The sequence below is a fragment of the Lentzea miocenica genome, assembly GCF_033949945.1.
Taxonomy (GTDB): Bacteria; Actinomycetota; Actinomycetes; order Mycobacteriales; family Pseudonocardiaceae; genus Lentzea; species Lentzea miocenica.
The window spans coordinates 76,201-102,718 of record NZ_JAXAVW010000041.1 but is presented as its reverse complement, the minus strand read 5'-3'; the positions used below and the strand labels follow the sequence as shown (position 1 = coordinate 102,718).

General features: G+C 68.6%; 25 protein-coding genes. 8 read left to right on the top strand and 17 right to left on the bottom strand.

What is annotated here, in order from left to right:
* Positions 1–17: 17 nt before the first annotated feature.
* The 5 genes from sufC to SK803_RS38620 are packed head-to-tail and all read right to left on the bottom strand — an operon-like array spanning position 18 to position 4,463.
* Positions 18–791: a Fe-S cluster assembly ATPase SufC gene (gene sufC, locus SK803_RS38640; RefSeq protein WP_319971159.1), complete on the bottom strand. Its 774-nt coding sequence runs from the start codon at positions 789–791 to the stop codon at positions 18–20.
* A 31-nt stretch (positions 792–822) separates the two neighbouring features.
* On the bottom strand, positions 823–1,137 hold the full coding sequence (locus SK803_RS38635; RefSeq protein ID WP_319971158.1) for a non-heme iron oxygenase ferredoxin subunit: 315 nt from the start codon (positions 1,135–1,137) through the stop codon (positions 823–825).
* Positions 1,134–2,291: a Fe-S cluster assembly protein SufD gene (gene sufD / locus SK803_RS38630; RefSeq protein ID WP_319971157.1), complete on the bottom strand. Its 1,158-nt coding sequence runs from the start codon at positions 2,289–2,291 to the stop codon at positions 1,134–1,136. The genes SK803_RS38635 and sufD overlap by 4 nt, the downstream gene beginning before the upstream one ends.
* A gap of 1 nt (position 2,292) precedes the next feature.
* Positions 2,293–3,747 (bottom strand): Fe-S cluster assembly protein SufB, encoded by a 1,455-nt coding sequence (sufB, locus tag SK803_RS38625; RefSeq protein ID WP_319971156.1) that lies wholly within the window; start codon positions 3,745–3,747, stop codon positions 2,293–2,295.
* A complete protein-coding gene (locus SK803_RS38620; RefSeq protein WP_319971155.1) occupies positions 3,744–4,463 on the bottom strand; it encodes a helix-turn-helix transcriptional regulator in 720 nt (239 codons plus the stop codon). Before SK803_RS38620 ends, sufB begins: the two co-directional genes overlap by 4 nt.
* Before the next feature lie 94 nt (positions 4,464–4,557).
* Between SK803_RS38620 and mptB the strand changes: the two genes are divergently transcribed.
* The gene (mptB, locus tag SK803_RS38615; protein WP_319971154.1) at positions 4,558–6,090 is read left to right on the top strand and encodes a polyprenol phosphomannose-dependent alpha 1,6 mannosyltransferase MptB; all 1,533 of its coding nucleotides are present in this window, start codon (positions 4,558–4,560) and stop codon (positions 6,088–6,090) included.
* Positions 6,091–6,178: 88 nt separating this feature from the next.
* On the top strand, positions 6,179–9,835 hold the full coding sequence (locus SK803_RS38610) for a patatin-like protein (RefSeq protein ID WP_319971153.1): 3,657 nt from the start codon (positions 6,179–6,181) through the stop codon (positions 9,833–9,835).
* A gap of 4 nt (positions 9,836–9,839) precedes the next feature.
* Here the strand turns inward: SK803_RS38610 and SK803_RS38605 are convergent, their stop codons facing one another.
* Both SK803_RS38605 and SK803_RS38600 read right to left on the bottom strand, forming a co-directional pair.
* On the bottom strand, positions 9,840–11,825 hold the full coding sequence (locus SK803_RS38605) for a glycosyltransferase (RefSeq protein ID WP_319971151.1): 1,986 nt from the start codon (positions 11,823–11,825) through the stop codon (positions 9,840–9,842).
* Complete coding sequence (locus tag SK803_RS38600) at positions 11,822–12,397, bottom strand: DUF998 domain-containing protein (protein WP_319971150.1); 576 nt, start codon at positions 12,395–12,397, stop codon at positions 11,822–11,824. Before SK803_RS38600 ends, SK803_RS38605 begins: the two co-directional genes overlap by 4 nt.
* Before the next feature lie 209 nt (positions 12,398–12,606).
* Here SK803_RS38600 and SK803_RS38595 point away from each other — a divergent pair, with 209 nt between their 5' ends.
* From SK803_RS38595 to SK803_RS38585, 3 genes are read left to right on the top strand one after another with little or no spacing between them, the layout of a single operon-like run.
* Positions 12,607–13,536, top strand: a complete 930-nt coding sequence (locus SK803_RS38595) for an ABC transporter ATP-binding protein (RefSeq protein WP_319971149.1) — start codon at positions 12,607–12,609, stop codon at positions 13,534–13,536.
* Positions 13,533–14,291: an ABC transporter permease gene (locus SK803_RS38590; protein ID WP_319971148.1), complete on the top strand. Its 759-nt coding sequence runs from the start codon at positions 13,533–13,535 to the stop codon at positions 14,289–14,291. Before SK803_RS38595 ends, SK803_RS38590 begins: the two co-directional genes overlap by 4 nt.
* A gap of 19 nt (positions 14,292–14,310) precedes the next feature.
* Entirely contained in the window at positions 14,311–15,228 is a 918-nt protein-coding gene (locus SK803_RS38585; protein ID WP_319971147.1) for a COX15/CtaA family protein, read from the top strand.
* Here the strand turns inward: SK803_RS38585 and SK803_RS38580 are convergent.
* Positions 15,207–16,310 carry an ankyrin repeat domain-containing protein gene (locus SK803_RS38580; RefSeq protein WP_319971146.1) on the bottom strand — a complete coding sequence of 368 codons (1,104 nt, stop codon included), beginning with the start codon at positions 16,308–16,310 and terminating at the stop codon, positions 15,207–15,209. The two genes, SK803_RS38585 and SK803_RS38580, sit on opposite strands and share 22 nt — an antisense overlap.
* A 9-nt stretch (positions 16,311–16,319) precedes the next feature.
* Complete coding sequence (locus tag SK803_RS38575; RefSeq protein WP_319971145.1) at positions 16,320–16,784, bottom strand: GbsR/MarR family transcriptional regulator; 465 nt, start codon at positions 16,782–16,784, stop codon at positions 16,320–16,322.
* A gap of 153 nt (positions 16,785–16,937) precedes the next feature.
* Between SK803_RS38575 and SK803_RS38570 the strand changes: the two genes are divergently transcribed.
* Positions 16,938–17,414 (top strand): hypothetical protein, encoded by a 477-nt coding sequence (locus SK803_RS38570; RefSeq protein ID WP_319971144.1) that lies wholly within the window; start codon positions 16,938–16,940, stop codon positions 17,412–17,414.
* Between the two features lie 5 nt (positions 17,415–17,419).
* Here SK803_RS38570 and SK803_RS38565 read toward each other — a convergent pair whose 3' ends face one another.
* From SK803_RS38565 to SK803_RS38545, 5 genes are all read right to left on the bottom strand, one after another.
* Positions 17,420–17,986 (bottom strand): Uma2 family endonuclease, encoded by a 567-nt coding sequence (locus SK803_RS38565; RefSeq protein WP_319971143.1) that lies wholly within the window; start codon positions 17,984–17,986, stop codon positions 17,420–17,422.
* A gap of 118 nt (positions 17,987–18,104) precedes the next feature.
* Positions 18,105–18,572 carry an ATP-binding protein gene (locus SK803_RS38560; RefSeq protein ID WP_319971142.1) on the bottom strand — a complete coding sequence of 156 codons (468 nt, stop codon included), beginning with the start codon at positions 18,570–18,572 and terminating at the stop codon, positions 18,105–18,107.
* 130 nt (positions 18,573–18,702) lie between these two features.
* Positions 18,703–19,176, bottom strand: coding sequence for a DUF742 domain-containing protein (locus tag SK803_RS38555; RefSeq protein WP_319971174.1), 474 nt, complete (start codon positions 19,174–19,176; stop codon positions 18,703–18,705).
* 78 nt (positions 19,177–19,254) lie between these two features.
* Positions 19,255–19,674, bottom strand: coding sequence for a roadblock/LC7 domain-containing protein (locus tag SK803_RS38550; RefSeq protein ID WP_319971141.1), 420 nt, complete (start codon positions 19,672–19,674; stop codon positions 19,255–19,257).
* A complete protein-coding gene (locus tag SK803_RS38545; RefSeq protein WP_319971140.1) occupies positions 19,671–22,262 on the bottom strand; it encodes a sensor histidine kinase in 2,592 nt (863 codons plus the stop codon). Before SK803_RS38545 ends, SK803_RS38550 begins: the two co-directional genes overlap by 4 nt.
* A 333-nt stretch (positions 22,263–22,595) precedes the next feature.
* Here SK803_RS38545 and SK803_RS38540 point away from each other — a divergent pair, with 333 nt between their 5' ends.
* Positions 22,596–23,006 (top strand): DUF485 domain-containing protein, encoded by a 411-nt coding sequence (locus SK803_RS38540; RefSeq protein WP_319971139.1) that lies wholly within the window; start codon positions 22,596–22,598, stop codon positions 23,004–23,006.
* Entirely contained in the window at positions 23,003–24,580 is a 1,578-nt protein-coding gene (locus SK803_RS38535; protein ID WP_319971138.1) for a solute symporter family protein, read from the top strand. The genes SK803_RS38540 and SK803_RS38535 overlap by 4 nt, the downstream gene beginning before the upstream one ends.
* Here the strand turns inward: SK803_RS38535 and SK803_RS38530 are convergent.
* From SK803_RS38530 to SK803_RS38520, 3 genes are read right to left on the bottom strand one after another with little or no spacing between them, the layout of a single operon-like run.
* Positions 24,566–25,351: an alpha/beta fold hydrolase gene (locus tag SK803_RS38530; protein ID WP_319971137.1), complete on the bottom strand. Its 786-nt coding sequence runs from the start codon at positions 25,349–25,351 to the stop codon at positions 24,566–24,568. The two genes, SK803_RS38535 and SK803_RS38530, sit on opposite strands and share 15 nt — an antisense overlap.
* A gap of 19 nt (positions 25,352–25,370) precedes the next feature.
* The gene (locus SK803_RS38525; protein WP_319971136.1) at positions 25,371–26,219 is read right to left on the bottom strand and encodes an ATP-grasp domain-containing protein; all 849 of its coding nucleotides are present in this window, start codon (positions 26,217–26,219) and stop codon (positions 25,371–25,373) included.
* A complete protein-coding gene (locus SK803_RS38520) occupies positions 26,216–26,506 on the bottom strand; it encodes a hypothetical protein (RefSeq protein ID WP_319971135.1) in 291 nt (96 codons plus the stop codon). The genes SK803_RS38525 and SK803_RS38520 overlap by 4 nt, the downstream gene beginning before the upstream one ends.
* Positions 26,507–26,518: the final 12 nt, after the last annotated feature.

The following is a 26,518-nucleotide window of genomic DNA, read 5'->3' as shown; positions in this document are numbered from 1 at the left end:
TCTCAACACCTGCAACGTTAGGAAAGGGCTGCGGCTTCCTTGGATCCGGTGTACTTCACGTAACCCTCGGCCTCAAGCTGGTTCGCGAGCTCGGGACCACCGGACTCGACGATCCGGCCACCGGCGAACACGTGCACGAAGTCCGGCGAGATGTACTTGAGGATCCGGGTGTAGTGCGTGATCAGCATGACGCCGACCTCACCGGAGGCCTTGTAGCGGTTGACGCCCTCGGACACGACGCGCAGCGCGTCGACGTCCAGACCGGAGTCGGTCTCGTCGAGGATCGCGATCTTCGGCTGGAGCAGGCCCAGCTGCAGGATCTCGTGGCGCTTCTTCTCGCCGCCGGAGAAGCCCTCGTTCACCGAACGCTCGGCGAACGCGGGGTCGATGTCGAGTTCGGACATCGCACCCTTGACCTCCTTCACCCAGTGGCGGAGGTTCGGGGCCTCGCCGCGGACGGCGGTGGCGGCGGTGCGCAGGAAGTTCGACATCGAGACGCCGGGGACCTCGACCGGGTACTGCATCGCGAGGAACAGGCCGGCGCGGGCGCGCTCGTCGACGGACATCTCCAGGACGTCCTCGCCGTCGAGCGTGACGGTGCCCGAGGTGATCGTGTACTTCGGGTGACCGGCGATCGCGTAGGACAGCGTGGACTTGCCGGAGCCGTTGGGGCCCATGATGGCGTGGGTCTCGCCGGCCTTGATCGTCAGGTCGACGCCCTTGAGGATCTCCTTGGGAGCGTCCTCGCTGACGACCGAGACGTGCAGGTCCTTGATCTCAAGGGTGGCCATGACTCGTACTTCTCCTGGTGGTCTAACGAAGTCAGTTCGTGGTGACGGTGACGTCGACGAAAACATCGCCGTCACGGATGTCGACGGCGTAGACGTCGACCGGTTCGGTGGCGGGCGGCGAGGAGGGCTTGCCGGTCTCCAGGTCGAAGCACGACCCGTGCAACCAGCACTCGATCCCCTTGCGGGAAACGTCGCCCTCGCTCAACGACACCGCGGCGTGCGAACACAGATCAGCGAGCGCGTGCACCCGCTCGCCGTCGCGCACCAGCACGACATCGACGTCGTCGACGCTGGCGGCGAACGGCTTGCGGTCGTCCAACGAGGACAGTGCACACACCTTGATCACGCGCCGACCGCCTCGAGCTCTGCCTCGATGGCGGCCTCGAGACGCTCGCGCACCTCGGGGACGGCGATCTTCGCGATCAGCTCCTGGAAGAAACCGCGCACGACGAGACGCCGTGCCTGGTCCTCCGGGATACCGCGCGCCTGCAGGTAGAACAGCTGCTCGTCGTCGAACCGGCCGGTGGCGCTGGCGTGGCCCGCACCCTCGATCTCGCCGGTCTCGATCTCCAGGTTCGGCACCGAGTCGGCGCGCGCGCCGTCGGTCAGGATCAGGTTCCGGTTCAGCTCGAACGTCTCGGTGCCCTCGGCCGCCGCGCGGATCAGCACGTCGCCGATCCACACGGTGTGCGCGCCCTCGCCCTGCAGCGCGCCCTTGTAGACGACGTTGCTGCGGCAGTTGGGCTGCCCGTGGTCGATGAACGGCCGGTGCTCCTGGTGCTGTCCCGCGTCCGCGAAGTACAGACCGAACAGCTCCGCGTCGCCGCCGCGGCCCGCGTACTGCACGACCGGGGTGACCCGGACGACGTCGCCGCCCAGCGTCACGACCGTGTGCCGCAGGGTCGCGTCACGACCGAGCTTCATGTGGTGCTGCGAGACGTGCACGGCGTCGTCGGCCCAGTCGTGGATGGTGATCACCGTGAGGTGAGCGCCGTCCGCGACGAGGAACTCGACGTTGTCCGCGTACGCGCCGGAACCGCGGAAGTCCAGGATCACGGTGCCCTCGGCGAACTGCGAGGCCTTGACCTGGATGTGGCCGTAGGCGACGGCGCCGACGCCCGCGCCGGTCACCGTGACGGTGGTCGGCTCGGACTTCGCGTCACCGGGCAGCGTCACGATCGTGGCGTTCTCGAAGGACGAGTACGCCTGCGCCGCGACGCGGTCACCGGGAACGCCGGCGGTGCCGAGCCGTGAGTCGTCACGACCCACGGTCTCGACGGTGACGCCTTCGGAGGCCTTCACCTCGACGGCAGCGGAACCCGTTGCCGCAGCGCCGGAGTGCAGACCGGCAAGACGCTTGAGAGGCGTGAAGCGCCAGATCTCCTCACGGCCGCCCGGCACCTCGAACGCGTCCACGTCGTAGGACGTGAAGTGCGCCGCGCGCGAGGAGACGGGAACGACAGCTCCGTGGGAGTGAGGTTTCGTAGACAGGGCGGCCATGTCAGCCGACGGCCCCTTCCATCTGCAGTTCGATCAGGCGGTTCAGTTCGAGGGCGTACTCCATGGGGAGCTCGCGCGCGATGGGCTCGACGAACCCGCGCACGATCATCGCCATGGCCTCGTCCTCGTTCAGGCCGCGCGACATCAGGTAGAACAGCTGGTCCTCGGAGACCTTCGAGACCGTGGCCTCGTGACCCATCTGCACGTCGTCCTCGCGGACGTCGACGTACGGGTAGGTGTCCGACCGGCTGATGGTGTCGACCAGCAGCGCGTCGCACTTCACCGTGGACTTCGAGTGGTGCGCCCGCTTGTTGACCTGGACCAGGCCGCGGTACGACGTGCGGCCACCGCCACGCGCCACCGACTTCGAGATGATCGTCGAAGAGGTGTGCGGTGCCATGTGGACCATCTTGGCGCCGGCGTCCTGGTGCTGGCCCTCGCCCGCGAACGCGATCGAGAGGACCTCGCCCTTGGCGTGCTCGCCCATCAGGAAGACGGCCGGGTACTTCATGGTCACCTTGGAGCCGATGTTGCCGTCGACCCACTCCATGGTCGCGCCCTCTTCGGCCTTGGCGCGCTTCGTGACCAGGTTGTAGACGTTGTTCGACCAGTTCTGGATCGTCGTGTAGCGGCAGCGGCCGCCCTTCTTCACGATGATCTCGACGACCGCGGAGTGCAGCGAGTCGGACGAGTAGATCGGCGCGGTGCAACCCTCGACGTAGTGCACGTAGGCACCCTCGTCGACGATGATCAGCGTGCGCTCGAACTGGCCCATGTTCTCGGTGTTGATCCGGAAGTAGGCCTGCAGCGGGATGTCCACGTGCACGCCCTTCGGCACGTAGATGAACGAGCCACCGGACCACGTCGCGGCGTTGAGCGCCGAGAACTTGTTGTCACCCGCGGGGATGACGGAGCCGAAGTACTCCCTGAAGAGCTCCGGCTGCTCCTTCAGAGCGGTGTCGGTGTCGAGGAAGAGGACACCCTGCTGCTCCAGGTCCTCGCGGATCTGGTGGTAGACGACCTCGGACTCGTACTGGGCGGCGACACCCGCGACGAGGCGCTGCTTCTCGGCCTCCGGGATGCCCAGGCGGTCGTAGGTGTTCTTGATGTCCTCGGGCAGGTCCTCCCACGAGGTGGCCTGCTTCTCGGTCGAACGCACGAAGTACTTGATCGAGTCGAAGTCGATCCCAGAGAGGTCAGCGCCCCAGCTCGGCATCGGCTTGAGGTCGAAGAGCTTCAGCGCCTTCAACCGGTACTCGAGCATCCACTCGGGCTCGCTCTTCTTCGCCGAGATGTCGCGGACGACATCCTCGCTGAGGCCTCGGCGGGCGCTCGCGCCGGCAGTGTCCGAGTCGGCCCAGCCGAACTCGTAGTTGCCGAGAGACGCGATGGTCTCTTCCTGCGTGAGCGGAGACTGCACCGTGGTGGGCGTGCGCTGCTCGGCAGCGGCAGTCATGCGGGCTCCCCTCCATCATCTGGGATGAGCTTTCCGGCAGAGCCGGTTTGAACGTTCGGGATGTGCGTCGTGCACACGGCGTGGCCGCGGGCGATCGTCGCGAGGCGCTGCACGTGGGTACCGAGGAGATTCGCGAACGTCTCCGTCTCGGTCTCGCACAGCTGAGGGAACTCGGCGGCAACGTGGGCGACCGGGCAGTGGTGCTGGCACAACTGCTCACCCGTACCCACGTTTCGCGCCGCCGCAGCGTAGCCCTCCCTGGTCAACGCGGTAGCAAGGGCCTTGGCCCGTTCGGCGGGCGTGACCTGGGCCACGATCGTCGAACGATGACCGTCCACGAGTGCGTCGACCCGACTTTGCGCGAAGGCGCGCACTGCCTCTTCCCCACCCGTCTGGGCGAGGAACCTGAGGGCGGCGACCGCGAGGTCGTCGTAGGCGTGGCCGAACCGGGCGCGTCCGGCGTCAGTCAGGAGGAAGAGCTTCGCGGGACGGCCACGGCCACGTTGGGTCTGCCGCGGTGCGTCCCTCGTCGTCGCCTCGCCGTCCGCGAGCAGTCCGTCGATGTGACGACGCACCGCCGTGGGGCTGATGCCCAGTTCCTCGGCGATACCCGCCGCGGTGACCGGGCCCTGCTCCAACAGGAGCCTGGCGACAGCACGCCGAGTCTTGCCGTCGTGCTGCGGCACGGCGTCAAGGTGGGTCTCGGCGTTTTTCACAACACCAGTGTTGCGTATTTAGCCGGAGGTCGCAAAGATCGCGGTCACAGGGTGACCTGACTCACGGCTGAGTGGGGCTGGATACGCTGCGGCCATGCCCACTTCCGGCGGAGCCGTGACTCCGGAGAGCGACCTCTTGAACGGTCGAGAGCGTCGTCAGCTGGACATCGTCCGCCGCTGGGGCACGATCGGCGCCCTGCTCCTGACCGTCGGATCCCTCGGCGGAGGCGCCGCGCCCATCTACTCGCCGCTGTACGGCGTGCCTGTTCTCGGGCTTTTCTCGAGGATGCCCAGTGTCGCGATGGGGGTCGTCTGGACCGGCATCTTCATGATCGTGTCGGCGTGGCTGGCGCTGGGCCGGTTCGTGCGTCCCGGCAGACCGAGGCTGGTCTCGCGCAGCCAGATGGACCGCACGCTGCTGATGTGGACCGTTCCGCTGGTGTTCTGCGTGCCGATGTTCTCCCGCGACGTCTACTCGTACCTGGCGCAGAGCGAGATCGCGGCGCGCGGCCTCGACCCGTACGTCCTGGGCCCGGCCAACGCGCTGGGCGTCGACCACATCCTCACCCGCGGTGTGCCGAACATCTGGCGTGAGACGCCCGCGCCGTACGGACCGCTGTTCCTCGCGTTCGGCCGGGTCACCGCGATGATCACCGGCGACCACGTGGTGTCCGGCGTGTTCGTGCACCGGCTGCTGGTGCTGTGCGGCCTGGCGATGATCGTGTGGGCGCTCCCCCGGCTGGCCGCGCGGTTCGGTGTCCCGCCGGTCGGCGCGTTGTGGCTGGGCGCTTTGAACCCGTTGGTGCTGTTCCACATCGTCATCGGCGTGCACAACGACGGCCTCGCGCTCGGCCTGATGCTGGTCGGCCTGGAGCTGGCGATGCGCGGGCTGGAACCGTTGCGATGGTCGTGGATCACACTGGGCGCGGCGACGATCGTGTGCGGGGCGATGGTCAAGATCCCCGCCCTGGCCGCGCTCGGGTTCCTCGGCGTGATGGTGGCGCGCAAACTCGGCGGGCAGCTGAAACACCTGGCCCTCGTGGCCGGGGTGATGGCCGCGATAGCCGGGGTCGGGATCGTGGCGATCTGCCTCGGCACGGGGTTCGGGTTCGGCTGGATGGAGACGCTGAACGTGGCCTCGACGGTGAAGTCGTGGATGTCGCCGCCGACCGCGCTGGGCTTCCTGGGCGCCGGCACCGGGATCATGCTCGGGCTGGGCAACCACACCGAGTCGATGATCGCGCTGACCCGCCTGCTCGGGCAGGGCATCTACGTGGTGATCACCGTGGGCCTGCTGTGGCGCAGCTTCAAGGGCCGGATCAAGGCGATGAACGGCCTGGGCGCGGCGCTCGGCGCGATCCTGGTGCTCGGCCCGGTGCTGCAACCCTGGTACGTGCTGTGGGCGGCGATTCCGCTGGCCACGGCCGTGGTCGGGCCCAAGTTCCGGATGTTCGCCATGGTGACGTCGGCGGTGATCGCGGTGATCCTGCCGCCTACCGGGTCGGCCTTCGACGGGCGTGCTTACACGGTGCCGCAGGCCGTGGCCGGGGCAGTGATCACGTTCGCGATCTGCGTGCTGATCGCGCGCAAGCGGGTGGGGCCGTTCCTCAAGTCCGACCCCGTGTGATGGAGCAATCGGGTCAGTAACCACAACCCTTCGGCGGACGACCCTGTACTCAAGAGGGGAAGATCGACGCCGGAGGGGGTGGTGCGGCTTGACCGGGAAACCCATGTCGCGGGAAGAGGTCCGGTTCGCCGTGGTGCTCAACGGCGGCGTCAGCCTTGCCGTCTGGATGGGCGGCGTGGTGCTGGAGCTGGACCGGCTGACCAGGCCGGGAACCACGTATCAGCCGTTGCTGGACCTCGTCGGCTGCACCGCGCGAGCGGACGTCATCTCCGGCACGTCGGCGGGCGGCATCAACGGGGCCGCGCTGGCGTTGTCGCAGGTCAACAAGCAGGCCGACCTGAGCAGGCTCCGAGATCTGTGGGCCGAGCAGGGGCGGATGGAGCAGCTGCTCAGGACGCCGTTCCGGGGCGAGCCCGCGTCGCTGCTCAAGGGCGACGAGTTCTTCCTCCCAAGGCTCCAGGAAGCCCTTGCGCGGCTGACCAGCGACTTCGAGCCCACCGAGGCCTACGAGCGGCCGATCGACCTGCGCATCACGACCACGCTGCTGGGCGGCGTCCCGACCATCACCTACGACGACCTGGGCCAGCCGCTGACCCAGTCGGTGCACCAGGGCTCGTTCTCGTTCCGCCGCGACCCGTACACCTGGGTCAGCGAGCAGACCAGGGACGACTTCACGCCCGCCACGCTGAACGACCGCGTCCAGCAGCTCGCCTTGGCGGCGCGGAGCAGTGCCAGCTTCCCCTTCGCGTTCGAGCCGAGCTTCATCCCGGTCGGCGGCCAGGGATCACCGGACCGTCCGGACATGGCGGACGTCGCGAGCTGGGCGAACGGCGGTGATCGCAGCAGGTTCGCGGTCGACGGCGGGGTGCTGGTGAACACGCCGACGAAGGAAGCCCTCGAAGCCATCGACCGCATGCCCGCGGACGGGCCGGTGCGGCGGGTGATGCTGCTGGTCTTCCCGCACGCCGAGCCGCTGGGGTCCGAGCCGGTCGCGGACACCCTCGGCAAGGGGCTGACGACGGTCGGGTCCGGTGCCAGGCTGCTCGGTGCCATGTCCAGCCAGGCCAACCGCACGTACGTCGAGAAGATCGAGGAGCACAACCGGCGCGCGGCGAGCTCCAGGGGTGGGCGGATGGCGTTGCTGGAACGCCTGCACACCAACGACGAGGACGTGGTCGACGAGGTGTACTCGTTGGCGGACAAGCTGTTCGGGCACTACGAGGACGTCGAGATCCGGCTGGCGGCGCGGCAGGTGACGACCCAGCAGTTCACCGTTCCCGGTGGCAATCCCTGCAACTGGTCCTTCGAACGGGCCCGGCGCGCGGCGGAGACGGCGCAGCGCAAGTGGAAGAAACAGCTGGGGGTGCTCCCGTACGTGCCCGGGGTGCGGCTGCCCGCGCCGGTGTGCCGCGCGGACGTCGGCTGGGAGTGGGGCATCACGATGGCCGAACGCCTCGGGGCGTCGGCACTCGACCTGCTCAAGCGGCTGGTGTGGGTGGCGCCGGACGGCAGCGCGGACAAGATCGCCGAGGCTCGCCGCGAGCTGCACCAGGTGCGGGCGGAACTGCGCCGGCTGAGGGAGGAGCTCTTCGCGTGGAAGCCGTCCGACTCGCTCGGTGAGACGTACTGGACCGGCCGGCTCGCCAGCTACCACGAGCACATGATCGACGGGCACCTCGGCCTGGAGGTCAAGGCGCAGGTCGCCGAGATCGGCCGGATCGTCGGCGAGGCCCAGGAAGTGATCAGCGGGCTCGACGAGCACCGGCTCGAGCTCGGCGGGCTCGCGCCGTGGAAGGCGTTGCTCGGTCCCGAGACCAAGGGTGAGACAGGGCTGCGGCCGAACGAACGGTGGCTGAGCCGGCTCCTCGCGCTGGAGATCGCCGGCACCTGCCTGTCCGACGACGCGTCGACCGGGCTGGACACACCGGTCGAGCTGGTCCAGGTGTCGCTGCAGACGCGCAACGCGTTCGCGCAGCAGTCGATCACCGCCGACGACAAGGCCGGCGGGGCGTCGCTGTCGCGGTTCTCCGGGTTCCTCAAGCGGTCGTGGCGGGTCAACGACTGGATCTGGGGCCGGCTCGACGGCGCCACGATGCTCTGCCGGGTGCTGTTCGACCCGCGCCGGCTGCGCCGGATGGACACGCTCGGCCGGCCGGAAGGCGACCAGCGCACGCCGGAGGAACGCGCCGCGGCCGTGGTCGACGAGGTCGTCGAGGCGATGTTCGGGCTGGAGCTGCCGATCAAGGTGGCGGCGTGCGCCGAGGAGGCCAAGAACGAACTCGCGGGCATCTACCAGGCGGAGGGCGAGCTGTCGCCGTCGTCGATGAAGCTCGCCGAACTGGCCGCGTGGGGCCTGCACTGGCGGATCATCTGCGAGGAGCTGCCGAGGCTCCGCGCGGCGATCATCGCCGACCGCGGTGACGGCGCGGACGCGCGGTCGCGCGGTGAGCTGTTCCTCGAGGAGCACGCGGACCTGTTGCGGCGCCTGGAATATCCCGAGGAGCACACGGTCACGACGGGCATGACCGCGCTCAACGCCTTCGACCGCGCCGGGATCGGCCGCGAGCCCCTCACCCAGGAGGCCGCGTCGGACCAGATGATCCGCACGGCCGCCACCGCCGCGGCCGTCGCGGTCACGGTCGCCGACTCCGAACGGTCAGGGCTCGCCGCGGTCCGCCCGGTGACCCGCGTGATGCGGGGAGCGGCGCTGCTGCCCTACTGGACGATCACCGGCCTCACCAGAGGCGGCAAACTCGCCCAGTTCCTGGGACTTCTCGGCCTCGCGGTCGGCGGCGCCCTGGTCGTGATGGCGCTGTTCGGCATGCTGCCGGCGTGGGCGGCCGGACCGGGCGCGGCGCTCGGTGCCGCCAGTCTGCTCGCCGCTTTCGGTTACGCGGCACTGCGTTCCGGCACCATGTTGCACGGGCTGGTGCTGCTGTCACCGGTGATCCCGTTGGTGGCCATCGCCGTCGACAGACTCCCCGGCGACCGCTCGCAGATCACCACCGGCACGGTCACGGTGGCCGGCGTCGCGCTGGTCGTCACGGCGCTGCTCGTCCTCGGTTCGCTACCCGCGCCGATCCGCACACCGCTCGCGGTGCTGGCCGACTTCAGGCCGTTGCGGATCGTCAAACGCCGCTGGAAGCAGGTGGCCGTGGTGCTGGCGGCCGCGGGCCTGGTCTGGGCGGTCTGGCAGTTCGAGCTGCACACCAGGCCCTGGCTGGTGATCCCGACCTCGGTCCTCTGTGGAGCGTTCGGGATCTGGATGGCGTTGTCCGGCGGCAAGTCGCTGCAGCGGTGGCGCCGGGTCGAGGGCGTGTGGGGCACCGAACGCGCCGAGCCGCCGGCCGCCGCGACCGCTGGCTGGGCCGTGGTCTACGGCGTCGTCTACCTGGCGATCGCCGACGTGCTGCTGATCATCGGGCCGCGCGGGTGGGGCTGGCAGGCGGTGATCGGCACGGCGCTGGTGTTCGGCCTGACGCTGCTGCTGATCACCTCCTGGTACGTGCCGCGGGTGGAACGCAGGAGGATCCGCGAGCAGCTGGTCAGCGAGGCGATTCCGGCGATCTACCCGGACGGCTCCGACATCGCGCAGACGTTGCACGAACGGCTGGAGGGCCACGCGTCGCTGTACCGGTTCCTCATCAAGGGAGAGGGCGAGCACCCCTCGAAGCTCACCCTCTCCCACACCGGACTCGTTGTCGCGCAACGGATCGAGCAGAAGCTGCGGCAGCAGGCGCGATGATCGCTCAGGCGGCCAGCGCGACGATCGGCGCGGTGCGGCCCATCGCCCGCGCGTAGAGGGCCTCGAAGCGCTCCAGGGTCGTCGCCAGCGTGTGGTGCGAGATGATCTCGCTGCTGGCGGCACCCATCCTGGCGCGCATCGGCTCGTCGTGAACCAGCGTGTGCAGGCGCTGGGCCAGCTGGTTCACGTCACCCGGCTCGAACAGCCAGCCGTTGCGGCCGTGGTGCACGAGGTGCGGTAGCGCCATGGCGTTCGCGGCGATCACCGGCTTGCCCGCGGCCATGGCCTCCATCGTGGCGAGGCTCTGCAGTTCTGCGACACCGGGCATCACGAAGAGGTCCGCACGGGCGTAGGCGTCGAGCAGGTCGTCCTCGGACACGAACCCGTGGAACCGCACGCGGTCCGAGATCTCCAGGTCGCGGGCCAGCAGCTCCCACTCGGCCTTGCACGTGCCGTCACCGACGATCTCGCCGAACGCGCCGGGCACGCGGGCCAGTGCGCGCAGGAACTCGTCGACGCGCTTCTCCTCGTCCAGCCGCCCGACGAACAGCGCGGTCGGCCGGTCGTTGTGCGTGACCTCGCGCTGGTAGCGGGCGATGTCGATGCCGCACGACACCGGCACCGCGCGTTCGGGGAAACCGCTCTCGTGCAACAGCTGCACGGCCCGCGGTGTCGGTGCGGTCACCATGTCGGCCCGTCCGAACACGCGCGCCAGGTCGCGATAGGCGAACTTGCGTGCCATGCCCTGCAGGAACGCCGGCACGTGCGCGTGGCTGAACAGGTTCTCCGGCATGAAGTGGTTCGTGGCGAGCGTGGGGATGCCCTGAGCGACGGCGGAGTTCAGGACGAACCGGCCCACCACGAAGTGTGCTTGGACGTGCACGACGTCCGGCTTGAGCGACTTGATCAGCTCGTCGGCCTCCTTCGACGCCTGCCACGGCAGGCAGAAGCGGAAGTCCGGGTAGAACGGCAGCCGGTGCGAGCGCAGCCGGTGCACCGTCACGCCCTCGATCTCCGTGGCCTTCGGCGAGTCCGGTGCGATGACGTGGACGTCGTGGCCCTTCTCGGCCAGGCCGACCGCCAGGCGCTGCGCGAACCGCGCCGCTCCGTTGACGTCCGGCGGGAACGTGTCGGCGGCGATGACGACGCGCAACGCGCTGGAGGTGTTCACGGGAAGCTCCGATCGAGTAGAGACACGAGGTTGACGAGCGAGGGCGAACACACCGCTGGCTGCGGCGAACGCGCAGGCGATCAGCGCGGCACCGGTCCACACGGACAGGTGCGCGGCCTCGCCGAGGAGGAAGGCGCCGATGCCGACCGCGACCAGCGGATCCACCACGGTCAGGCAGGCGACGGCGAGATGAGGGGGCCCACCGGCGTAGGCGTGCTGGACCAGCCAGCCGCCGACGGCGAGCGAAAGCGCGATACCGAGCACGGACGCGACGTGCGAGAGCCCGAACCCGCCCTGCTGCACCGACTGTGAGACGGCGCGCATGAGGACTGACACGTACCCGTAGGCCACACCACCGGCCGATGCGAACGCCACGGCACGGATGCGCGCGTTCGTTGTGAGAGCGGCCACGACCCCAGGCACCGCGATCGCCCCGAGGACGACGAAACCGGCGGTGAGTTCGGCATCGGGCGCGACCTGCGTCGCGGTCGCACTGCCGGACGCGAGGAACACGAACGCACCCACGCCAACGGTCGTGATCAAAATCGCGGGCAGTTCGCGGAAACGGCGGTCCAGCAACGCGGTCATCCCGATCGCGAGCACACCGATCGGCTGGACGACGGTGAGCGGCGCCATGCCGAGCGCGGCCGCGTGCACCCCCGCACCGGCGATGAGCAGGGCGAGCCCGCACAGCCAGCGCGGCTGCTTGAGGACACCGACGCGGGCACCGGTCTCGGCGATCGCGTCGTGCTGCATGCGCGCCGCGAGCGCGAAGCACACGGCGCCGAACACGGCGAGTGTGATGGCGAGCATGGTCATGACGTGCGCCTCACCTGTAGTGCCGCGATGGCGAAAAGGAGTCCGTAAAGCGATGCGAACAAAACGCGTTCGGTCAGCCCGCGCGCCTCGAAACCGGCGAACGAAACGTGGCTGACCAGAAACGCCGCGCTCGACACGCTCGCCGTTATTGCGATACCGAGCAGAGCCGGAAATTTGCGGGCGATGAGCACTCCGGCGGCGGGCAACGCCACGAACATGACCGCGCCGGCGTACCGGTGGACGTAGCCGGACACAGAGGTGGGCGCTCCCGTGGGGTCGGTCGGAAAGATCGTCGACACGGTCAGACCTGCCGACCAGATGCCGATCAGCCACTGCGCTGACCTGCCTACACCCCGCAGGTTGACGGCGAGCAACGCCGAAACGGCCGCGAGGCTAAGAGAAGTCGCCGCGAGCCAGCCCGTGCCGTTGCGCACGAACACGTAGTCGCTGATCACGTCCGTGACCGGGTTGAGCTGACCTGCCGACATCACATGCAGGTAGAAAATCGGGACCAGTGAGAACACCAGTCCCCCGACCGCCAGTCCCCGTCTTTTCTCCCCCACCTGGATCACGACAAAAGTCTCTTGCGAACTCGGTGATCAACCAATGGGGAACTCCCCCGAGCAAACCCTGAGGTGTCCCTGAGTACCAGGGGTAGGGCCAGCCCCACCTTTTTCAGCCGTCCTTCAGGAATCGCACGCGGGGAGCTTTCGTACCGTTGGGAGGTACGGAGGGTCCCCGCGTGCGATTCAGCAGGCCGGACCGCCTAGGCTGCGTGCTCGTGAGCCCGAATCCCCAGCCTGCGGTGGAAGTGTCGGGGCTGGTCAAGAGGTACGGCTCGAAGACCGCCGTCGACGGCCTCGATCTCGTCCAGCACCCCGGCACCGTTCTCGCCCTGCTCGGGCCCAACGGCGCCGGCAAGACGACGACCGTCGAGATCTGCGAGGGCTTCCGCTCGGCCGACGACGGCTCGGTGCGCGTCCTCGGTCTCGAACCCGGCTCAGAGGCGTTGCGGCCGCGCATCGGCGTGATGCCGCAGGGCGGTGGCGGTTATCCCGGCATCCGCGCCGAGGAGATGCTGAACCTGGTGGCGGCGTGCGCGGCTCACCCGCTCGATCCGAAGTGGCTGATCGAGGTCCTCGGGCTGTCCGGCGCCGTGCGCACTCCGTACAAGCGACTGTCCGGTGGTCAGCAGCAGCGGCTCTCGCTGGCCTGCGCGCTGATCGGACGCCCCGAGCTGGTGTTCCTGGACGAGCCGACCGCGGGCATGGACCCGCAGGCACGCCATCTGGTGTGGGACCTCGTGAACGCGCTCAAGGACGACGGCGTGTCCGTGCTGCTGACGACGCACCTCATGGACGAGGCCGAGGCGCTGGCCGACGATGTCGTGATCATCGACGAGGGCCGGGTGGTCGCCCACGGCTCGCCCGCCGAGCTGACCGCGAACCGTCCGGACGACCAGCAGCTGCGGTTCCGCGCCCGGCCCGGCCTGGACACGTCGTTGCTGTCCGCCGCGCTGCCCGAGGGCTTGAAGGTGCGTGAGGCGACGCGGGGCGCGTACGTCGTGGAGGGCCTGATCGATCCCCAGGTCGTGTCGACCGTGACGTCGTGGTGCGCGCAGCAGGGTGTGCTGGCCGAGGAGCTGACGGTGGCCAAGCGCAGCCTCGAAGACGTTTTCCTGGAGCTGACCGGCAGGGAGCTGCGTTCGTGAAGACCTTCGCTCCCGGCACGTTCAAGCCCGCGCCCGGCCGCGGTTCGTTGGCGCGCATGCTGTTCGTGCACGCCCGCACCGAGGCGACGCTCACCCTTCGCAACGGCGAGCAGATCCTGCTGACGGTGATCATCCCGCTGGCGCTGCTGATCGCTCTCTCAGTGATGTCGGTGATCCCGATGCCGGAGCCGCGCGTCGGTTCCGCGACCGCCCGGATCTTCGCGCTGGCGATCATCTCCTCGGCGTTCACCGGGCAGGCCATCGCTCTCGGGTTCGACCGGCGTTATGGCGTGCTGAAGCGGCTTTCGGCCTCCGCGCTGCCCCGGTGGCTGCTGGTCGCCGGACGGGTCTGCGGGGCGCTGGTCGTGGTCGCGCTGCAGATCGCGATGCTGGCGGTCACGGCGTTGCTGCTGGGCTGGCGCTTCCCGCTGGCCGGGCTGCCGTGGGTGGTGCTGCTGATCGTGCTGGGCACGCTGACGTTCGGCGCGCTCGGTGTGCTGCTGGGCGGGGCTCTGCGCGCGGACATCGTGCTGGCGCTGGCGAACATCATCTGGTTCGTGCTGCTGATGGTCGGTGGTGTGGCGTTGAGCGTCCCCGTCGGGTTCGTGCACCTGCTGCCGTCCGCCGCGCTGGCACAGGCGCTGGAAACCGCTGTGGTGCACGGCACGGCGCCCGGTGTGGGCCCCGTCGCAGTGCTCGTGGCCTGGGGTGTTGTCGCGGGCGCAGTGGCGACCCGGACGACTCGCCTGACCTGACGGGACCTACCATCTAGGCGTGTCGAAGCTGACCGCCTTCCTCGTGTCCTGGCAGCGCGTGTTCGCGATTGCCGTCGTCATCGCGCAGGCCGGAATCGCGGTCACCGGCTCGATCGTCCGCGTGACCGGGTCGGGGCTCGGCTGCCCGACGTGGCCGGAGTGCGTCGAGGGCAGCGTCGTCCCGGTGCAGCACCCCGAGGTCGCGGCACTGCACCAGTGGGTCGAGTTCGGCAACAGGACGCTGACGGGTGTCGTCGGTGTCATCGCGGGTCTGTGCGTGCTGGCGGCGTGGTTCACCCTCCCGCGGCGCAAGCGGGTGCTGAAGCTGTCGCTCGTCCAGCTCGTCGGCGTGGCCGTGCAGGCGGTCGTCGGCGGCATCACGGTGCTGACCGGTCTGGCCTGGTACACCGTGTCGATCCACTTCATGATCTCGATGGCCCTGGTCTGGATGGCCGTGCTGCTGGTGAGCTCGCTCTCCGAGGGCGACGGCCCGGCGCGGCTGCTGGTGCCGGCCCCGTTGATGAAGCTCCAGGTCGTCATGGCCGCCGTGCTGAGCGCGCTGCTGCTCGCGGGCACCTGGGTGACGGCCGCCGGGCCGCACGCCGGTGACGCCTCGACGCCGCGCCTGGGCATCGAGGTGGCGACGCTCGCGCAGATCCACGCGGATCTGCTGTTCCTGTTCCTCGGCCTGCTGATCGCGGTCGGGTTCTTCACCCGGACCCGCGCGTACTGGACGCTGGTCGGCGTCGTGCTCGCTCAGGGCGCGCTGGGCATGGTCCAGTACTGGACCGGAGTGCCCGAGGTGCTCGTGTCGATCCACGTGCTGGGCGCCGGCGCGGTTGTCGTTGCCACGGCGGCACTCTGGACGTCGTCACGGGAACGGACGCACGAGGTCGAGCTGCCCGCCTCCGGCGATCAGGCGCTCAGCAAGGCCTGAGCGTCGTCCTGCGAGTTGTGCCCGGCCCAGTTGGCGGGCGTCGAGTCGAAGTTCGCGTCCGTGATGGTCCGGTCGGCGCCCGCGTCGAGCAGGATCCGGATGACCGGCAGGTGGCCGCGTTCGGCCGCGAGGTGCAGCGCCGTCACGCCCTCGCCGTGCATCGGGCCGCCGAATCCCGTGCGCTGGTTGGGATTCGCGCCCAGGTCGAGCAACGTGCGGGTGGCGTTCTCCAGCCCGCACCACGCCGCCCACGCGAGCGCCGTGCCGCGGTAGACGTCCGCGTCGATCCTGGCGCCGCGCTTGAGCAGAGCGCCGAACACCTCGGTGCGATCGTTGCGGGCCGCCCAGGACAGCGCCTCGTCGAGGACTTCCTGCGGGTCGTTCGTGGGCCACCAGCGCGGGAAACCGCTGTGCGGCCGGTAATAGCCGCGCTGGGCCTCTGGTTCGGCGGCGAGGTCGAGGTCGCCCAGGCCGGCGGCGGTGCGCAGGTTCGGCGGGTGAACTCCGTGCTGTGCCAGGAGTTCGGCTGTTTCCCTGTTGCCCCAGAACAACGCGACCGTGAGCGGCGTGCCGCCCTCGCCCCGCGCGTCCAGGTCGATGCGAGCACCCTTGCCGAGCAGCAGCCGGGCCAGGCCCGGCAGGTTCGCGTAGGCCGTCTGGTGCAACGCGGTCCAGCCGTGCACGTTCTGGTGGTCGATGTCCGCGCCGTCGTTGAGCAGCACCTCGACGAGGCGTTCGTCGCACTTGGCCGTGGCGAGCCCGAGCAGGTCGTTCCCGTTGGTACCGCTGGCTTTCACCAGCCACGGGTCGCGCGTGATGATCGCCTTGAGCTCACCGGCGTTCTGCATCTCGATGGCCTGGTAGGCACGCGCGAACGGCCGCGGCTTGCGAATGTTGGCCTTGAGCGCCTTCCAGTCCTCACAACCGTGAGCCTGGGCGAGCACGCTGTGCGCACCCTCGTCCGTCAGCGGCACGTCGTCGAAGACCTCGAGCGCACCGGGCACGCCGTCCCACGCGGAAGCGAGCAGACCTCTGGCTCGCTCCTCGTAGTACTCGATGTCATCGCGAAACGGGTGCCACATGGCACCACGCTACTTCGGTGAAGCGGGCCTGCGCTCCCACAAAGCGGGAAGTTCCTCTGAGAGCCAACCGTAGAGGTGGTCGACGGTCTTGAGCCGCATCGAACGCTCCGGGTCGCCGCTGAGCAACCGCATACCGTCGTCGGTCAGGATCTGGACGCTGGCGATCGCGTTCAGCTTGCGCTGCACGAACTCCGACCAGGCCTTCTCGTTGATCCGGTACTCGGCGGCCTGCCTGCCGCGCCGGGTCCGCTTGGTCACCAGGCCGACGTTGACGAGGTACTTGAGGTTCGTGCTGATCGACCCGCTGCTGGCTTCCAGTTCCTGGGACAGCTCGGCCGCGGTGCGCTCGACCGGCTGGCAGATCAGCAGGTAGCCGAGGATGCGGCCGCCGATCAGCGGAATGCCCTCCTCGGCGAAGTGGGCGGCGAACCGCTCGATCCAGGCGGAGAGCCTTGTTTCCCTACCGACGCTCACAGCGTTCCTCTCGAAGATTCCCTTCGGTCAACACTGAAGTCATCGTAGCGATCTTGTCAACAACCGATGTGCAACCTTGCAGTTGCGCGACAGCAGGCCACGTGCAACCATCGGTTGCACGTTGACTTCCCGGCGAACGACAAGGACGGACCAATGGACACGACCGCACTTCGCAGCGCTTACGAGAAGTTCCTCGAAGCGGCAGCGGCTCCCGATCTCGGTGACGCCGCCGACGGAGGGTGGAACGCGGACCAGGTGCTGGCCCACGTCCTCAGCGTCGACGCCGCGACCGCAGCTGTCGCGCTCGGTGTCGTGTCCGGCTCACGCCCGACCTTCGACAACCGGCCCTGCCTCGACAGCTGGAACCTCGACCGCGTCATCGGAGAACACCCCGGCCGGGCCGGTCTGATCGCTCAGGCCCGTCGCCAGGCGGCCATCCTCTGCGACATCGCCGACCAGCTGACCGAGCAGGCGGCCGCGGTCCTGGTGCCGTCGTTCCTGATGTCCGGCGACGAGCTCGTGCTGGACCAGCCGGTCTCACTCGCCGATCTCGTCAAAGGGCTCGCTGAGAGCCACGTACCGGGGCACACCCAGCAGCTTCTCGACCTGAGGCCCACTCGCGGAAGGTGATCCCGTCAGCGACGAGGCTTGTGGAGATCGGCCGGGTCGAAGGTGACGGAGATCGTGCCCGCGACGAGCACCGGTACTTGGCTGCCAGGAGTCAGCGTCACGACGGCCGAGTACACGTCACCGTTCAGCCGGTGGCAGTAGATGACCGGACCGTCCGCGCCATCGAGCTCGACTCGCCAGTACGCGGGTACGCCGACCGCGGCGAGAGCGGCGGGCTTCTCCAGGCGATCGCTCTTCTTCGTGGACGGGCTGACGATCTCGACGACCAGCGCGACGTTCGCAACGTCGACGGACACGGTCTCGACGAACTCGGTCGTCACGACCACGTCCGGGATGTAGCCGAAGTGCTCGCCGACCCTGACGCCAACAGCCGTGACGGCTTCCATCCCGTCCGAGAAAACAGCATCGTCGAGAATTGTCGCCAGCCTGTCGGCTGCTCGCTGGTGTTTCACCGCCCGTACGCCGGTGACGACGAAACGTCCCTGGTGGAGCTCGACCCGACGACCGGGCTGAGGGTCGAGACTCTCCCAGTCTTTCAGCGTGTAGCTCTCCAGACGCCGCGCGGTGGTCATCTCACCCCTTGCCCCGAAGCACGCCCCAACGAAACTCAGGCTAGAAGACAAATGTCTCCCAGCCTGAGTTTCGTCAGTACGTCAACCAGAAAGTGTGAGCGCTTGGAGAAGCTCCAAGTCAGCAGACAGGCGCGAGCGGGGTCGTTTCGTCAGGCCCCGGCCTCCGACGCCACCGGTCCAGCTTCGCGTGCTCGGCCAGCGAGATCAGCGCTTCCCGGACGGAAAGGCGCACGCGCGGGTCGCAGTTCACGACCGGCACCGCGGGGTCAATGCCCATCCCGCGAATGATGGCCTTCACGTCCGACCGAACGGACGCGTGCACGTTGTTCAGCGCCAGCACGTAAGGAATCCGGTGGTCCTCGAAGTACCGCATGGCGTCCACGGAGTCCGCGGGACGCATCACGTCGAAGAGCACCACGGCACCCACGGCGCCGCGCACCACGTCGCCCCAGCCCGCGCGCGGGTCCTGCCACTGCGGGGCCACGAACAGGTGCAGGGCGAGACCGGAGTCCAGCCACACCCGGCCGAACTGGATGCGCACCAGCTCGGTCACCAGGCCGGCGCGTTCCGGCGGGAGCGCGGTCATCGTCAGCAGATCGTTTTCGATGATCGTCCTGATGAAAGTGCTCTTACCGACGCCAAATCCACCGGCGACGACGACTTTGGCCGAGGTCAGCTCCCGACCGGGCGGACCGGGAGGCCCGAAGTCGGGAAATCTAGAGCCGACGTAGTCCACTAAGCACTCTCTCCATCAACCCGAGGTCCGGCGTGTCACCGCCTGCGGAAGCGGTCTGGTGCACGTCCACCAGACCTCGTTCCGCCATGTCGCCGAGCAACACCTTGACGACTCCCAGTGGGAGGCGCATCAGTGCGGCCACCTCCGCGACGGATCGCGGTGAGCGGCACAACTCGACGACGTGTTGGTGCTCAGCCTGCAAGATACCTGCAGACTGCCGACTCTGATCATTGGCGGAGACAAGTGTCTCGATCTCGAGGCTGATGTTCGACCGAGTGCGCCCGCCCGTCCAGGCATATGCACGCACGATCGAGGCGTCCTGGGGCTCCAGTGCTGGAGACTCATACGCCGGCAATTCTTCTTGCGGTACAACGGGAGTCGCTTCCCGCGCGGGCACCGGGGAGGACGACGTGCGCGATCGCTTCCGGCCGGAGTCCAGGGAGAACCCGTTCATCAGGTCGGCGAAGGTCTGCTCGGCGGGCGTCTCAGCCCGCCTGCGTCGTCGGTGCGCGTCAGCGGCCGAACTCATGGATCACCTCACGCTGTGCAGCTGCGCTCGCAGTTCGGGGGTGAGGATCTGGCCGACCTGCTCGACGACCACGGTCATCTCGTAGGCGACTTGGCCGACGTCGCTGTCGGGGGCGGCGAGAACCGCCAGACAAGACCCGTCTCGAATGGACATGAGAAGCATGATCCCGTAGTCCATCTCGATCACGGTGCGCAACACTCCGCCGCCCTCGAAACAACGCGACGCGCTCATCGTGAGCGCCGTGACGCCCGACGAGATGGCCGCGAGCTGCTCGGCGCGGTCCGGTGGGAGGCCTGTCGACTTGGTGAGCAGAAGGCCGTCCACCGAGATGACGATCGCGTGGGCGACTCCGGCCACGCGATCGGTGAAGTTCGTGATCAACCAGCCGAACTGGTCCACCTGGCGCGACTGAGGCGTGCTCATGCCTTCTCCCCGTTCCCCTGGCCGTTCACGTTCCTGCTGCTGCCCAGCGGGGCCTGACGCAGACCCGTCTGGTAGCTGGCCAGAAACCCTCGTGCTCGTTCCGGATCGCGCTTCTGGGCCACGGCGGGCCGTGTGCCGTTCTCGGGACGTTCCGCGAGGTCGGGAAGCAGATTCTTACGCGGTGCGCGTTTCGGCAACCCGGCATCCGTCTCGCCGGCGTCCGTGGCGGGGTCGCCGGCCTGTTCCCAGACCGTCCCGCCGGGCTTCTTGCCGAACCAGGACGCCACTACGGACGGTGACGACGCAGGTGGGGGCGAATGGTCACCGTTGACCGTTTCGCCAGAGACGGCGCTCCCGGCGAACCAGGAGGACGTCGTCTCATTTGGTGTCTCGACTGGCACGGGATTTCCAACGACGGGCGCCGGGCGCGGGTTGCGCTGCGGCAGCGACTCGTCGATCGCGGCGCCGCGGAACGAGGTCCATTCGCCCGACTCACGAGGGTGCTCGATGGCCGGTGCGGGCGCGGGCGGTGGGGCGAGGTTCGGGGTCTTCACGACGACGTGCGGCTGCCTGGCGTTGGCCATCTGCTTCGGCTGGGGCAGCGCGGCGTGGCGCGGCTGGGCGGCCGCGGGGGCGTCCTCGTGGGAACGGACGAGCTCCGCCGGCACGAGCACGAACGCGCGCAGGCCTTCCCTGTCCTCTCCCGCTCCGCGCAGCCGGACGGTGATGCCGTGGCGGGCGGCGAGCCGGCCGACGACGAACAGGCCCATCTGGCGCGAGACCGGCACGTCTTCTTCCGTGCCGGAGGAAAGCCGTTCGTTGGCCTCGGTCAGCTCGGCGGAGCCCATCCCGATGCCCTGGTCGGCGACCTCGACGAGCACCGAGCCCTGCTGGTCGATCCGGGAGCCGATCATGACCTGGGTGGTGGGCGCGGAGAACGCGGTGGCGTTGTCCAGCAGCTCCGCGACGAGGCGCACGAGGTCGCTGGCCGCGTAGCCGACGATCTCGACCGACGGCGTCGACTTCACGACGACCCGCTGGTAGTGCTCGATCTCCGACGCGGCGGCGCGCAGCACGTCGGCCAGCGGCACCGGCTGGTGGAACCGGCGAGCGACGTCCGTGCCGGACAGCACCATCAGGTTCTCGTTGTTGCGGCGCATGCGCGTCGCGAGGTGGTCGAGCTTGAAGAGGTTGGCGAGCTGCTCGGGGTTCTCCTCGTGCCGCTCGAGCTCCTCCATGAGCTTGAGCTGGCGCTCGACGAGGCCCTGCGAGCGGCGCGACAGGTTGACGAAGATGTTCTTCATGCCCGACCGCAGCGACGACTGCTCCACGGCGGACCGGATCGCCTGCTCGTGCACGGCGTCGAACGCGCGGGCCAGCTGGCCGAACTCCTCGCTGGTGTGCACGGGCACCGGCTCGATCTCGGTGTCCGGCTTGCGGTCGGCGCGGATCGCGGCGACGACCTCTGGCAGGTGGTGGTGCGCCACGTCGAGCGCGGACCGGCGCAGCTCGGACAGCGAGCGCAGCAGGTAGCGGCCGATGACGAAGCCGAGCGTGCCGGCGACGAGCAGCATCGCGAGCAGGATGACCGCTGCCGCGCCCGCCTTGTTGGACGTGTCGTCCTGCAGCCGGGCGGCGGAGTTCGCGAGCTCGTCCTGCAGTTCGCGGACGACCTGTTCCATGAAGCGGCCGGTGGTGCCGGAGGCCTTGTTCCAGTCCTCGACGGCGATGCCGAACGACGGCGGCGGCTTCGGCTGGCCCGGACGCGTGGTCACCGGGGTGCCGTCGGGCTGGGTGAGCGCGCGTTCCACCAGAGCGGTCCGGCTCGCGACGACGGCGCCGGTGACGGTCTGGTCGTAGGCGCGGCGCTGTTCGGTCGTGCCGATCGCCTGGAAGTCGTTGAGGCGGTCCTGGAGGCGGATGTCGGACTGCTCCAGCGTGCGGACCTCGGGGCCGAGCAGCTTGCCCCGGCCGATCCCGGCTAAGACGACCGCGTGCTGCAGCGAGACCTGCTCCTGCGCGATGACCATGTTGTGCAACGCCATCGCGGTGCCGGAGATGGCCTCGTCGCCGAACTGGCCGACGAGCGCCTGTTCGAAGTCCAGCAACGACTTCACGACCGAGGTGTAGCCGGTGGTGCCGCCGGACGGGTCACCGCCGTCGCCGCCCTGGGCCACCTTCTCCCGCAGGTTCTTCAACGTCTCCAGCTGGCCGCCGAGTTCGGCGAAGCGGTTGCGCGCGACGTCGCCCAGCCCGGCGGTGCGGTCGACGCGGCGGCGCACGGTCGCGGCGGCGTTGTCGGTGGCGCTGATCTGGTTCTGGTAGGCGCCGACGCCGGAACCACTGGTCGCGCTCTGCGCGGCGAGCGTGCGTTCCTGCTGGACGCTGGAGATCAATGGCGCGAGATCCGCCCGCAGCCGGACCAGGCCCTGCATCTGCACGTAGTTGTTGGACCGGTCGACGTAACCGGAGATCTGCAGTGCGCCCGCGCCGACAGCGACGGCCACCGGGACGAGCAGCACGACGCCGAGCTTGACCGGCAGGCGCCAGTTGCGCCAGTCGCTGATCTTTCTCCACTCGACATTCACGAAATGATCCCCAAGGCGCGCTCGAAGTGCCCCACTATCGGCTACCTCCTGGCCTGGTGAATCCCCGCGAGTCGAGACACCCGCCGCTTGATATCGAGATCAGCCGTATCGGGTGTTAGCGGATAGTAGGCCAGAGAGCGTGACGCGACAACGACCTGGGGCGTGCACGACTGATCACCCACGGTGACAGCCCACCTCATGGGGTGGTCCTGCGGGTTGTGGGGATTGACTCGTCGCCACGCGTGGTTACGCTTGCGCCTCCCACCCCCGGTTCAGCCGCGCCCTCTAGACAGAGCCGCGCCGGGTACTCCCCGTAACGAATGCGAGCGGTTGATGACGAAGGCGTTGCCCTCCGTGTCACGCCCGGCCACGCCCGGATTCGCGACCTTTGACGAGCCCCATCACTCATTGCTCATAGATGGTGACGGTGAGCCTGATTTCGGTGCCATCCAAACGAGTGAGGATTTTCTCGCGCTGAAGCGGCGGGTGACGCGATTTATTCTCCCCGCGACACTGCTGTTCCTCGCTTGGTATGTCACGTTCGTATTGCTTTCGGCTTACGCCGCCGACTTCATGAGCACTCCGCTCTTCGGAACGGTGAACGTCGGCTTGACGATGGGATTCCTCCAGTTCGTCACCACCATCATCATCACAATGGCGTACGCCCGTTACTCCAAGAAGAGTCTCGACCCCCAGGTCGAGAAGGTGCGCGCGCTCGTGGAAACCGATGAGGAGCACGCGTGACCGGGGCGAACACCGCGATCAACCTGTCCGTCTTCGGCATCTTCGTGCTGCTCACGCTGTACGTCGTGTATCGAGCGTCGACGCGGAACGTCAGCGCGTCGGACTATTACGCGGCGGGCAGCAGTTTCACGGGCACGCAGAACGGCATCGCACTGTCGGGTGACTTCCTGTCCGCGGCGTCGTTCCTGGGCATCTCCGGTGCGATCGCCGTGAACGGTTACGACGGCTTCATGTACTCGATCGGGTGGGTCGTCGCCTGGCTGATCGGCCTGATGCTCATCTCGGAACGGCTGCGCAACACCGGCCGCTTCACCATGGGCGACGTCATGGCGTTCCGCATGCGCCAGCGCCCCGTGCGCGCGGCCGCGGCGAACGCGACCCTGGTGATCTCGCTGTTCTACATGATCGCGCAGATGGCGGGCGCCGGCGGCCTGATGGCGTTGCTGCTGGACGTGCACAGCAAGATCGGCCAGGCCATCATCATCGCGGTCGTCGGCATCGTCATGGTGCTGTACGTGCTGGTCGGCGGCATGAAGGGCACCACGTGGGTGCAGATCATCAAGGCCGTCCTGCTGATCCTGTCCGTGTCACTGCTGACGATCTTCCTGATCGGCAAGTTCGGCTTCGACTTCTCCTCGATGCTCGACCGCGCGACGCAGAAGTCGCCGCTGGGCGAGGCCGTGCTGGCGCCGGGTGTGAAGTACGGCGCGACGGGACTTTCGAAAATCGACTTCCTGTCCCTGGCGCTCGCTCTGGTGCTCGGCACCGCGTCGCTGCCGCACGTGCTGATGCGCTTCTACACGGTGCCGAACGCGAAGGAAGCCCGTAAGTCCGTCGTGTGGGCCACCTGGATGATGGCGATCTTCTACTCGTGCACGCTGGTCATCGGCTTCGGCGCGATGGCGCTGGTCGGCACGGACAAGATCACCGGTGCTCCCGGAGGCGAAAATTCGGCCGCACCGCTGCTGGCGTTCCAGGTCGGCGGCACGGTGCTGCTCGGCATCGTGTGCGCGGTGGCGTTCGCGACGATCCTCGCCGTGGTCGCCGGTCTGACGTTGACCGCCTCGGCCTCGTTCGCGCACGACGTTTACGCGAACGTCATCAAGCACGGCGAGACGGACCCGCGCGACGAGGTGCGGGTCGCCCGCATCACCGCGGTCTGCGTCGGCGTGCTCGCGATCGTCGGCGGCATCGCGGCGAACGGGCAGAACGTCGCCTTCCTGGTCGCGCTGGCGTTCGCGCTCGCCGCGTCCGCGAACCTGCCGACACTGCTGTACTCGATGTTCTGGAAGCGCTTCAACACGCGCGGCACGTTGTGGAGCATCTACGGCGGCCTCACGTCCTGCGTGCTGCTCATCGTGTTCTCCCCCGCCATCTCGGGCTCGAAGTCGTCGGTGTTCCCGGACGCCGACTTCGCGTTCTTCCCGCTCTCCAACCCCGGCATCGTGTCGATCCCGCTGTCGTTCCTGGCCGGGTTCCTGGGCACGATCCTGGGCGGCGAGCCCGCGGACCCCGCGAAGCAGTCGGAGATGGAGGTCCGCGGCCTGACCGGAATCGGCTCAGGTCTGCGCTAGAAGTTCAGCTACAGCCCTGTTGAACTCCTCGGGGCGTTCCAGGTTCGGCATGTGCGCGGCGCCGTCGACCACGACCAGCGTCGAGCCTGGAACACGGTCGTGCATGTACTTCGCGTCTTCAACCGGCGTGTACTCGTCATCGCTGCCCACCACCACGAGGGTCGGCACGGTGATGGTGCCGAGCACCGCGGTGTAGTCCGGGCGTTCCGCGCGCCCCCTCAACGCCGCCGCGGCACCTTCCGGCGGTGCGTTGTGCATCATCCTCGCGACGTGCTCGCCTGGCGCGATGTTGTGCGGTGCCACCATCTTCCAGAGCACCTCGTCCGCGTAGCCGGACATGCCCTCGCGCAGCAGCCGGTCCGCCATGTCGTTGCGGATCTGGCGGCCCTGCGGGGTTTCCGGCTGTGCGAACGTGTCGGCGAGGATCAGGCCGCGAATCCGTTGCGGGAACTGGCGTGCGCACTCCATGACGATCTGCCCGCCCATCGACAGGCCGCCGAGCACGAACGCGTCGATCCCGAGATGGGTGAGCAGCGCGGCGATGTCGTCGGCGAACACCGGCAACGGCGTGATGCCGGGCACAACGGTGCTCTCGCCGTAGCCGCGCAGGTCCGCGGTGATCACCCGCCACCCCGCGCCGGCGAAGTGCTCGACCTGCGGCCGCCACATGGAGCGGTCGAACGGATGGCCGTGCACCAGTACCAGCACGTCGTCGCCGGTGCCTTCGTCGTCGTAGCCGATGGTGATGCCGTTGACGTTCGCAGTGGTCATGATCTGACCGTAGCGCCGACTAGGACCGGGACGCGGCCGCCTGGACAACCTTGCTGAACCGGGACGCGGCCTCTTCGGTGGTGAGCTTGAAGCCCAGCGACGGCTCGGTCAGCTCCAGTTCCAGCAGCAACGGCGAGCCGTCCGCACCTTCGACGACGTCCACACGGGCGTAGAGGAAGTCACTGCGCTGCAACGAGAGCAGCTCCGCGGCCACGTCGAGGACCTGGTTCGCGAGCTCGACCTGCCGCGGGGTCGGCTCGATGCCGCGCAGCTTCTCCTCGACGTAGAGCCCCGACTCCGCCTCGGCCAGGCCCTGCGCCAGCATCGGTCCCTTGTGGAACGAGTGGGAGTACTCACCGGCGAAGAACACCAGCGCGGTCTCGCCGTGAGCGTCCACACTGGACTGGTAGGGCTGCACCAGCGCACGAACGCCAAGCGCGGCGAGGTGTGCGCGGGCCTCGGCGTGGCCGGTGAACCTGCCTGCGCCGCGCGAACCCGCGCCGATCACCGGTTTCACCACGAACTCGCCCTCGGGCCAGACGGGTTCGGCACCCGGCTCCACGACCGCGGTGGGCACGACGGCGACACCGCGCTCGGCGAGTTCGACGAGGTAGGACTTGTCGATGTTCCAGCGGACCACCCTCAGCGGGTTCGCCAGCGTGGGCACCTTCTCGCACCAGGCCAGGAACTCGTCCAGGCGGTCGGGGTAGTCCCAGGTCGTGCGCAGGACCACCAGGTCGGCCTCGACCTCGAGGCCCCAGGGCTGCCAGGAGACGTCGACGCCGTCCCGTTCGAGGGCGGCGACGAACGACTCCTCGTCGCCGTCGCCGGAGGGCAGCCGGTCGCACGAGGCGAGCACGACCTTCATGACTGCATCTTGGCCATCTTGCGGCGGTGTGCGGAGCCGATCCGGGTGGCGGCGGTGGTCTCGCGGTCCCACTCGGCCTGCTCGACGTCGGCGGCGGTTTCGACGGCCTTGGTGGCGGACTCGACGTCCTTCGCCATCACGTCACCCATGGCGCCGTCCGCGCCGACCAGCACGATCCGCGCGCCGGCCCGGCCGATCGGCTCGACGACCGCCCTGACCGCCGTCCCCGGCTTGCCGTGGGCCTTCACGAACTCGGCGATGCGCTTCTGCGTGGTTTGATCAGACACCCCCACACTGTA

Bases quoted from the DNA above. Each gene is read 5' to 3' on its own strand.
- sufC (WP_319971159.1), bottom strand. From the start codon at position 791: ATGGCCACCCTTGAGATCAAGGACCTGCACGTCTCGGTCGTCAGCGAG.
- sufD (WP_319971157.1), bottom strand. From the start codon at position 2,291: ATGGCCGCCCTGTCTACGAAACCTCACTCCCACGGAGCTGTCGTTCCC.
- sufB (WP_319971156.1), bottom strand. From the start codon at position 3,747: ATGACTGCCGCTGCCGAGCAGCGCACGCCCACCACGGTGCAGTCTCCG.
- mptB (WP_319971154.1), top strand. From the start codon at position 4,558: ATGCCCACTTCCGGCGGAGCCGTGACTCCGGAGAGCGACCTCTTGAAC.
- SK803_RS38605 (WP_319971151.1), bottom strand. From the start codon at position 11,825: ATGACCATGCTCGCCATCACACTCGCCGTGTTCGGCGCCGTGTGCTTC.
- SK803_RS38580 (WP_319971146.1), bottom strand. From the start codon at position 16,310: ATGTGGCACCCGTTTCGCGATGACATCGAGTACTACGAGGAGCGAGCC.
- SK803_RS38570 (WP_319971144.1), top strand. From the start codon at position 16,938: ATGGACACGACCGCACTTCGCAGCGCTTACGAGAAGTTCCTCGAAGCG.
- SK803_RS38565 (WP_319971143.1), bottom strand. From the start codon at position 17,986: ATGACCACCGCGCGGCGTCTGGAGAGCTACACGCTGAAAGACTGGGAG.
- SK803_RS38560 (WP_319971142.1), bottom strand. From the start codon at position 18,572: ATGACCGCGCTCCCGCCGGAACGCGCCGGCCTGGTGACCGAGCTGGTG.
- SK803_RS38555 (WP_319971174.1), bottom strand. From the start codon at position 19,176: ATGAACGGGTTCTCCCTGGACTCCGGCCGGAAGCGATCGCGCACGTCG.
- SK803_RS38550 (WP_319971141.1), bottom strand. From the start codon at position 19,674: ATGAGCACGCCTCAGTCGCGCCAGGTGGACCAGTTCGGCTGGTTGATC.
- SK803_RS38540 (WP_319971139.1), top strand. From the start codon at position 22,596: ATGACGAAGGCGTTGCCCTCCGTGTCACGCCCGGCCACGCCCGGATTC.
- SK803_RS38530 (WP_319971137.1), bottom strand. From the start codon at position 25,351: ATGACCACTGCGAACGTCAACGGCATCACCATCGGCTACGACGACGAA.
- SK803_RS38525 (WP_319971136.1), bottom strand. From the start codon at position 26,219: ATGAAGGTCGTGCTCGCCTCGTGCGACCGGCTGCCCTCCGGCGACGGC.